This window comes from Methylobacterium amylolyticum, assembly GCF_030700245.1.
GTDB lineage: Bacteria > Pseudomonadota > Alphaproteobacteria > Rhizobiales > Beijerinckiaceae > Methylobacterium.
Window position 1 is genome coordinate 1 of sequence record NZ_JAUYZI010000103.1, and the last position, 7,537, is coordinate 7,537.

The window sequence follows — 7,537 nt, forward strand, 5'->3', positions numbered from 1 at the left end:
TTCTCCAGGCGCTTGGCGAACAGGCACAGACCCTGGCCGTCCCACCACAGCACCTTGATCAGGTGTCCCTGTCGCCCGCGGAACACGAAGGCCTGCCCCGAGAACGGATCGCGGAAGAGATGGTCCTGCACGAGCGCGGCCAGCCCGTCGAAGCCCTTGCGCATGTCGGTGTGTCCGGTGGCCAGCCAGACGCGCGAGCCGGACGGGACCGGGATCATCGGTGGAGCAGCGCCGCGATCACGCCCTGCAGCAGCGTCAGGTCCGCACCGGCTTCGGCCCGTAACCGATGGCCTCGGCCAGCTCGATCTCGACGACGCCCGACCCGGCCGGCCTCTCGGCGGCCGCAGCGGCGGGAGACGGCAGGGCAAGCGGCACGAAGGCCGGCGGGGCGGAGGTCGCCCGGGCCTGCTGCTCGGCCAGCACGGCGCGCCGCCAGCGGAACAGCAGGCTGGAATGCAGGCCGTGTCGACGCGCTATCGCCGAGGCGGTCGTGGCGGGATCGTCCGCCTCGGCCAGGATGGCCCGCTTCTGCTCGGGCGACCAGTTCCGGCGCGTGCCGGCGACAACGATGTGAGGGTGGGTCATAGGTCCGGACACAGGGCCGATACAGCGCCATCCGACGCCAGCTCCGGTATCCAAAGCGAAGCACTACCCGCACAAGGCGGCCGTCACCGAGCGCTTACGGCGCTCCAGCTTCACCAGGGCGACAACCCGGTCGACCGGCTCGCGCAGCAGGCGCTCACGCTCGGCGATGATCAGGTCCTGCGCGGCCAGCACGTTCGCGCCGCAGGCCGAGAGCGGCAGGTCGAGCTTGGCCCCCAGGGCGGCGCTGCGGTCGCGGATCTGGCGGTTCAGGAACACGTCCGACAGCGGCGGGTGGTACGGGCAGGCGGCGGCCAGCTAGTTCTCGAACACCAGATCGCCGCTCAGGTTGCGCACGACGGAGGGGGCCTTGCCCCCGTCATTGTACAGGACGATCAGGTCGCCCCGGTCCCCGTCGAGCAGGAAGCGACTCCGGGTCGTGACCGCCCGGGCGAGGCCAGCCGCCTCGTCGATGCGGGTGCGCTTGGCCGCGTAGGCAACGGCGAGTTCCTTAAGCCGCGCGTCGGGCGTGTCGGGCGCGATGGCTGTCACGTCGGCGACGAAGCCGCCGAGGAACGTCTGCAGGTCCTGCGGGATGCCGCCCTTGAGCGTGGCCTCCGCCTCCGCCCGGTCGCGGTTCAGGCGCTCGACCAGAGCCGCGCGGCTGCGCTCGGCCGCCTCGCGGTCCCGCCGCTGCGCTTCCTGCTCCCGCTCGCGTTTGGCGGCAGCGTCTTGGTCCGACAGGGCGGTCTGCGCGCCGGCGACGGCCTCGGTGTCGCGATCGGGCAGAAGACCCGCGATGACCTTGTGCTCCGGATCGACGATCATCGTGCCGTAGCGGCGCGCGCGTCGCCATGCCCATTCGTCGATGGCGATCACGCGTGGCGGCAACGCGGCCGGGGTCGGCCCGAGGCGGACGATGCGAAGGGAGGAGGACGGCCTGGCCGGGATGACCAGACCGTGGGCGAGCCGTGCGGCCGGAGCTCCGCCGAGGGCGAGACCGAGATGGCGCTGCAAGTCATGGAGGCGCCGCGAGCGCCGGGCGTGCGGTGCGGCGACGTCCGGCGGGGTCTCGCCGAAGGTCCGGCGGGGCAGGCGGGATTGCGGCATCGCAGGCGGCGCAGGCGCACGCGCAAGCCGACGGAGTGGCCCTGCCAGGGCAGGTCAGCGAGGCGGCGCTCGTAGGAGCCGTGAACGCTGTCCGATCAAAGACGGCGGGCCGGACAGCGCGTTGCCGTCGACCGCGGCACGGCCAGCAGAGTCACGTGCTGGGGCTTGGCCGTGACGGCGACGACGCGCAGCGACGGGGGTATGAACGGGAGCAAGCGCTTGGGCATAGGGGACCTCGGGTGAGCATCACCCTCGTCCGAATCCGCTGCGGCCACGGCGGGTCCCGCTCTGCCCGCCCCACCACACGAAGTGATGGAGAACCGGCGGAGGCGCCGACTGAAAAATCCCCAGTTCCGCGCGCATCCGCTGGGTCGGAGGCGCTGATCTGGGCAGCCGGGCGTCGTCACCTCGCCGATGATCGAACCTCGTGAGCGCACGAGGAGCGTCGGTGGTGGTCCAGCTCGGGGAACTCGTCATGAGCCTGGACCTGCATCGCCAGGACCTGTCCGTCACCGCCATCACCCGCCAGCTCAGCCTCGATCGCAAGACGGTGCGCAAGTACATCGCCCGCAGCCTCGAACCGCCGGCCTACTCGCCGCGCCCGCCGCGCGAACATCGTCTCGACCCCTTCACCGCCTAGCTGCGCGGGCGCGTCGCCGCCTATCCTGCCGGGGCAGATCTTCCGGCTGCTGTCAGTGTTCGTGATGATCTGCAGGGTAACGTTGTTCTTCCGCCTCGCCCAGGTGGTGTTCCGCCCCAACAAGGTTCGCTTTTCTTGCACCGCGCGCGGGCTGCAGCGCCATGAGCCGGACGCCGTACACTGCAAGGCCTGTGGCACCATCCTGAACATCCCCGACGAGGGCGCGTACTGAGGATTGGCGGCTCAAGAGTGTCCCTCGGCGCCGAAGTTCGACGCCGATCCAACTTGCAAAGCATTGTTGTTGCTCGCGGTCGGCGTGCGAAACCCGACGCCGACCCACACCATGAGACGCGTGAAGACTGAGTGTGGACCAGCGTTGAAGGATGCCCCCTCCTCCATGTTTGCTTGAATTGTTGTGGTTTCGCCCGAAATCCATTGAGAGGCAGGATTACAATCGGCGCTGATCGCGACCCCGCTGTGACTCGATTTGTTTCAGTACATCAATGAATTAGCAGTAATTGTACTAGGGACGTGGTTCGACGTCGATCAACACGCAAGTGGTCATTCGGCCTTTGGTCCCACCGTTTGAGGACGGGGAAGCGAGGCTCTCAAGTCGGAGCAAGCCCAAGGGTTCGCGATGCTGGCCGCTCGCAAGCATGCTTGGCTCCAAAGCGACCTTGTCACGAGCACCGAGTGTTCCTTGTTCCGCTTGATGGTTTTGAACGCGACACCGCAGCGCGCGCATCTGAGATCAAGAAATTGCATGTCGGACAGAATGTTGACAGTGCTTGATTTTTACTGTCATGCTGACCAAACTCTTAAGAATGTCGTCAATTGACAACAGTAGTCTTCAAGGATTGGGCGACGGCGTCCGCCTGATCACGGGTCGGGCCTTTCACCAAAATGGCATCGTCCCGGTAGACCGTGTATGTGCCGTCTTCAGTGGCGCGGATGCGGATCATGTCATCCCCCGTAAGGCGAATTGCGTAGCAGCGTAAACTCTGGCCCAGCATTTGCAATATGGGCCGGTAAGCGCTCGTCATATGTCTGGTCGCAAGCTTTGCGCCCTCATCCGAGCAGCGTCGGGCTGCTATCGCGGTCAACCCTGAAGCATACCGTCTGGAGCACGCCATCCTGGCCGTGAGATTTGTCCAGTTCCCGGCGCCGTGGGACGACACTTGGCTTCAATGATGCATCCCGGCCTTGCTTGATCGCTGTTCGCTCGGAACTCATGATCCCAAAGCTGCCTCATCGCATCAAGGTTCGGACAGTTGGTGTTCGTCACCTCCTCGCAACTGCACACCGTCGAAAGCAATCGAGGTGAGTGACGCGATCAATTGGGCTGAGCGCAGGCGGATCGCTGAACAGGCGCGCGGTGAGCGATCATGGTCGCTCTGGGGACCGTATCTCGCCGAGCGGCAATGGGGCACTGTTCGCGAAGATTACAGTCGCGACGGCAATGCGTGGCGCTCGCTGACACACGACGATGCACGCTCGCGTGCTTACCGCTGGGGTGAAGATGGGCTCGCCGGGATCTGCGATGAACGTGGCCAGCTCTGCCTCGCACTCGCGCTGTGGAACGGGCGCGATCCGATCCTGAAAGAGCGCCTCTTCGGCCTGACCAACGAGCAGGGCAACCACGGAGAGGACGTCAAGGAGCACTATCACTATCTCGACGCGGTCCCGAGCCACGCCTACCTCAAGTATCTCTATCGCTACCCGCAGGCGGCCTATCCTTACGAAGATCTCGTTCGAGAGAGCTTGCAACGCAGCCGTAATGACCCAGAATACGAAATCGACGATACTGGCGTCTTCGACGGTGATCGCTTTTTCGATGTGATAGTCGAATACGCCAAGGCAGATGTCGACGATATACATGTCATCATCTCCGCGACGAACCGCGGCCCCGACGCTGCCGACCTCCACCTCATCCCGCAGCTCTGGTTCCGCAACACGTGGTCGTGGCGGGAGAACAGCCCGCGTCCGCAACTCGCGCTCCATGCGGAGGGAGGCATCGCCTGCGAACATCACCGTCTCGGCCGCTATCGCTTGGCGTTCGAGGGGGAGCCGGACGTCCTGTTCTGCCAGAACGAGACGAACCTACATCGCCACGCTGGGCAGCCCGAGGTTGAGGGAGCATTCAAGGATGGGCTCCACGCGGCAATCGTCGACGGTCAATATACCGCAATCAGGCGCGATGCCGGGACTAAGCTTGGCCTCCATTATACTGTACGCCTGGAACCTAGCGAAACGAAGCGGATCCGGTTGCGGCTGTCGGCGGGGATGCGGACGCGGACGCTCGATATGGACGGGATCGTCTGCGACCGATGCGTCGCCGAGGCCGATGCCTACTACGACGACCTCCAGGATGGGATCGCAGACCCAGATGCCCGCTCGATCTTCCGACAGGCTGCGGCAGGGCTGATCTGGTCGAAGCAACTCTACGCCTACGACGTGCAGGTCTGGCTCAAGGGTGATCCGCTCCAACCTGTGCCCCCGCGAGAGCGCGACAGTGGCCGCAACACCCACTGGCACCATTTCGCGGCCTCCGAGGTGCTCTCAATGCCGGACAAGTGGGAGTACCCCTGGTTTGCCGCGTGGGACCTCGCCTTCCACTGCCTGCCACTCGCATTGCTTGATCCGGACTTCGCCAAGAAGCAGCTCCTGCTTCTGACGCGCGAGTGGTACATGCACCCCAACGGCCAGCTCCCAGCCTATGAGTGGGAGTTCTCTGACGCTAACCCCCCGGTTCATGCCTGGGCGACCTACCGGGTGTTCGAGATCGATCGCGCCCGCCGCGGCGGACGCGGTGATCTTGCCTTCCTCGAAGGCGTCTTCCACAAGTTGCTGATCAACTTCACGTGGTGGGTGAACCGCAAGGATGCGGGCGGGCGCAACGTCTTCCAGGGTGGCTTCCTCGGCCTCGACAACGTCGGTGTGTTCGACCGGTCGCGACCGCCGCCAGGCTTCGGCATGGTGCATCAGGCTGACGGCACCGCTTGGATGGCTATGTATGCGCTTAACATGATGCGCATTGCCCTCGAACTTGCGGTCCACAACGACGTGTACGAGAGCACCGCCTCGAAGTTCTTCGAGCACTTTCTCCTCATTGCCGAAGCCATGACCGATATGGGCGGTGAGGGTTTTGGCCTCTGGGACGAGGATGACGAGTTCTACTACGACGAGGTCGATATTCCTGGCGCGGGGCTCGTTCCCTTGCGCGTCCGCTCCATGGTCGGTTTGGTGCCGTTCTTTGCCGTTGAGGTGATTGAGCCCTCCGTGCTTCAGCGCCTGCCGGACTTCGCGAGGCGTCTAAACTGGCTGCTGGAAAATCGGCCGCATCTCGCCCGCCTGGTCTCGCGCTGGGACGAAGGAGGCGTCGAAGACCGCAAACTGCTCTCGCTGTTGCGGGGGCACCGAATGAAGGCGCTGCTGCGGCGGATGCTCGACGAGGCGGAGTTCCTTTCGCCCTTTGGCGTTCGCTCGCTATCGAAGGCACATCGTGACCGGCCCTACGCCCTGAACGAATTCGGCGCCTCTTTCACGGTCCGCTACGACCCAGCGGACTCTACATCGAACATGTTCGGCGGCAACTCCAACTGGAGGGGGCCCGTGTGGATGCCGATGAACTACCTGATCATCGAGGCTTTGCGCCGCTTCCACACCTATTACGGCGACGACTTCCTCGTAGAATATCCGACCGGCTCGGGGGTGATGCACACGCTTGCTGCGATCGCCGACGCGCTTCAAGATCGACTGATCGCCCTTTTCTCTAAGGACGAGGTTGGTTGCCGTCCATTCCTCGGCGACCGCCTGCCGTTTCGAGAGGCCGCAGGCGCCGAGGAGGCACTGTTGTTCCACGAGTTCTTCGACGGCGACACCGGCCGCGGCCTCGGTGCATCCCACCAGACAGGCTGGACATCTCTGATCGTCAATCTTTTGTACGATCGCGCGAAGCTGCGATTGTAGGTTTTCGCGCGGTCAGGAGCGCTTCAACGTGATTTTGCGCGAATCGCGCATGACGGCATCGGGACGGCCCTCCATGAAATCGAAGAGTCAAAGCCCGCACCCGCTTGAAGGCTGGCCGCTGCATTTTTAGGAATTGGACAGACGCCATGGCGGAGCGGCCAGGACACGACTACAAATTCGGGATTGAGGAAGAGTTCTTCCTGGCTGCAGCCCGTTCGCGGGGGGCGCCGCGCAAGTCGATCCAAACCTTCCACGATGCGGCCAAACGCCTAGGCTCTGTCGAGCGAGAGCTCCTCGAAAACCAAGTGGAGATCTGTTCGAAGCCGACCGCAAACGTCGAGGAGGCGCGGGTCGCGCTGAGCGATCTGCGCGACGAGCTTCAAGCCACCGCGCGCGAGCACGGGCTCAAGCTGTTCGCCGCTGGCACGCATCCCACCGCCGTCTGGTCGGTCCAGAAGGAAACCGACAAACCGCGCTACCGTGGGATGATGGACGACCTTCAGATTACTGGGCGTCGCTCCGTGGTCGCAGGCATGCACGTCCATGTCGAAGTGCCAAGGCCCGAGGCGCGGGTCGATATCATGCGGCGGATCTACCCGTATCTGCCGCTGCTGCTCGCCCTCTCGACGTCCTCGCCGTTCTACAATCGTCGCCGAACCGGCCTGCACGGCTACCGCTTGCGAGCCTATGCCGAGCTACCACGCACCGGCCTTCCGGAGCTATTCGACGACGCAGACGACTACTCCCGGTACGTTAGGGTGATGACCGCGACCGGCGCCGTGATCGATCCAACATACTTCTGGTGGCACATCCGCCCCTCAACCCGATATCCGACACTGGAGCTGCGCGTCGCGGACAGTTGCACGCGGCTGGACGACACCTTGACCGTCGCCCAGCTCTACCGCTGCCTCGTGCGACTGCTCAGCCGGCGCCCGGACATCCAAGCCGGCCTGACCGGCACCTCGCGTGGTTTTGTGATGGAAAACCTGTGGCGGGCGGAGCGTGACGGCACCGGCGCCTCTCTCATCGATGAGGCGGCGGAGCGCACTGTTACAGTGGTCGAAGCCGTTGACGTACTGCTCGACTTGGTCGCTGAGGACGCGGCTGCACTAGGCGGTGTGGACAGTTACCGGAGCCACAGGACGATGGCGGCGAGGGTGACGACGGCAGCGTAGTTGCGGGCGGTCTTCTCGTAGCGGGTGGCCACCCGCCGGAACTGTTTGAGCTTGGCAAAGC

7 protein-coding genes and 3 pseudogenes are annotated in these 7,537 nt (G+C 64.5%); 4 read left to right on the plus strand and 6 right to left on the minus strand.

The window, feature by feature from the left end:
• From tnpB to Q8W71_RS31945, 4 genes are all read right to left on the minus strand, one after another.
• The coding region (tnpB, locus tag Q8W71_RS31930) for an IS66 family insertion sequence element accessory protein TnpB (RefSeq protein ID WP_305529362.1) at positions 1–218 on the minus strand (218 nt) is incomplete at its 3' end.
• Positions 219–255: 37 nt separating this feature from the next.
• Positions 256–585 carry an IS66-like element accessory protein TnpA gene (gene tnpA / locus Q8W71_RS31935; RefSeq protein ID WP_305529363.1) on the minus strand — a complete coding sequence of 110 codons (330 nt, stop codon included), beginning with the start codon at positions 583–585 and terminating at the stop codon, positions 256–258.
• A 63-nt stretch (positions 586–648) separates the two neighbouring features.
• Complete coding sequence (locus Q8W71_RS31940; RefSeq protein WP_305529364.1) at positions 649–861, minus strand: hypothetical protein; 213 nt, start codon at positions 859–861, stop codon at positions 649–651.
• A 39-nt stretch (positions 862–900) separates the two neighbouring features.
• On the minus strand, positions 901–1,692 hold the full coding sequence (locus tag Q8W71_RS31945; protein ID WP_305529365.1) for a hypothetical protein: 792 nt from the start codon (positions 1,690–1,692) through the stop codon (positions 901–903).
• A gap of 451 nt (positions 1,693–2,143) precedes the next feature.
• Between Q8W71_RS31945 and Q8W71_RS31950 the strand changes: the two are divergent.
• A pseudogene (locus Q8W71_RS31950) lies at positions 2,144–2,323 on the plus strand (IS21 family transposase); the annotation flags it as partial.
• Positions 2,324–2,357: 34 nt separating this feature from the next.
• Positions 2,358–2,564: pseudogene (locus Q8W71_RS31955) on the plus strand (ion transporter); the annotation flags it as partial.
• Positions 2,565–3,162: 598 nt separating this feature from the next.
• On the opposite strand, the gene Q8W71_RS31960 reads toward Q8W71_RS31955, so the two are convergent.
• Complete coding sequence (locus Q8W71_RS31960) at positions 3,163–3,294, minus strand: hypothetical protein (protein WP_305529366.1); 132 nt, start codon at positions 3,292–3,294, stop codon at positions 3,163–3,165.
• Positions 3,295–3,652: 358 nt separating this feature from the next.
• On the opposite strand from Q8W71_RS31960, the gene Q8W71_RS31965 reads away from it, so the two are divergent.
• Positions 3,653–6,301 carry an MGH1-like glycoside hydrolase domain-containing protein gene (locus tag Q8W71_RS31965; RefSeq protein WP_305529367.1) on the plus strand — a complete coding sequence of 883 codons (2,649 nt, stop codon included), beginning with the start codon at positions 3,653–3,655 and terminating at the stop codon, positions 6,299–6,301.
• Between the two features lie 146 nt (positions 6,302–6,447).
• The gene (locus tag Q8W71_RS31970; RefSeq protein ID WP_305529368.1) at positions 6,448–7,476 is read left to right on the plus strand and encodes a carboxylate-amine ligase; all 1,029 of its coding nucleotides are present in this window, start codon (positions 6,448–6,450) and stop codon (positions 7,474–7,476) included.
• Here the strand turns inward: Q8W71_RS31970 and Q8W71_RS31975 are convergent.
• Positions 7,428–7,537 (minus strand): annotated as a pseudogene (locus tag Q8W71_RS31975) (IS5/IS1182 family transposase); the annotation flags it as partial. The gene Q8W71_RS31970 and the pseudogene Q8W71_RS31975 sit on opposite strands and share 49 nt — an antisense overlap.

Excerpts from the sequence above, each read along its gene's own strand:
- tnpA (WP_305529363.1), bottom strand. The coding sequence starts at position 585 with ATGACCCACCCTCACATCGTTGTCGCCGGCACGCGCCGGAACTGGTCG.
- Q8W71_RS31945 (WP_305529365.1), bottom strand. The coding sequence starts at position 1,692 with ATGCCGCAATCCCGCCTGCCCCGCCGGACCTTCGGCGAGACCCCGCCG.
- Q8W71_RS31960 (WP_305529366.1), bottom strand. The coding sequence starts at position 3,294 with ATGATCCGCATCCGCGCCACTGAAGACGGCACATACACGGTCTACCGG.
- Q8W71_RS31970 (WP_305529368.1), top strand. The coding sequence starts at position 6,448 with ATGGCGGAGCGGCCAGGACACGACTACAAATTCGGGATTGAGGAAGAG.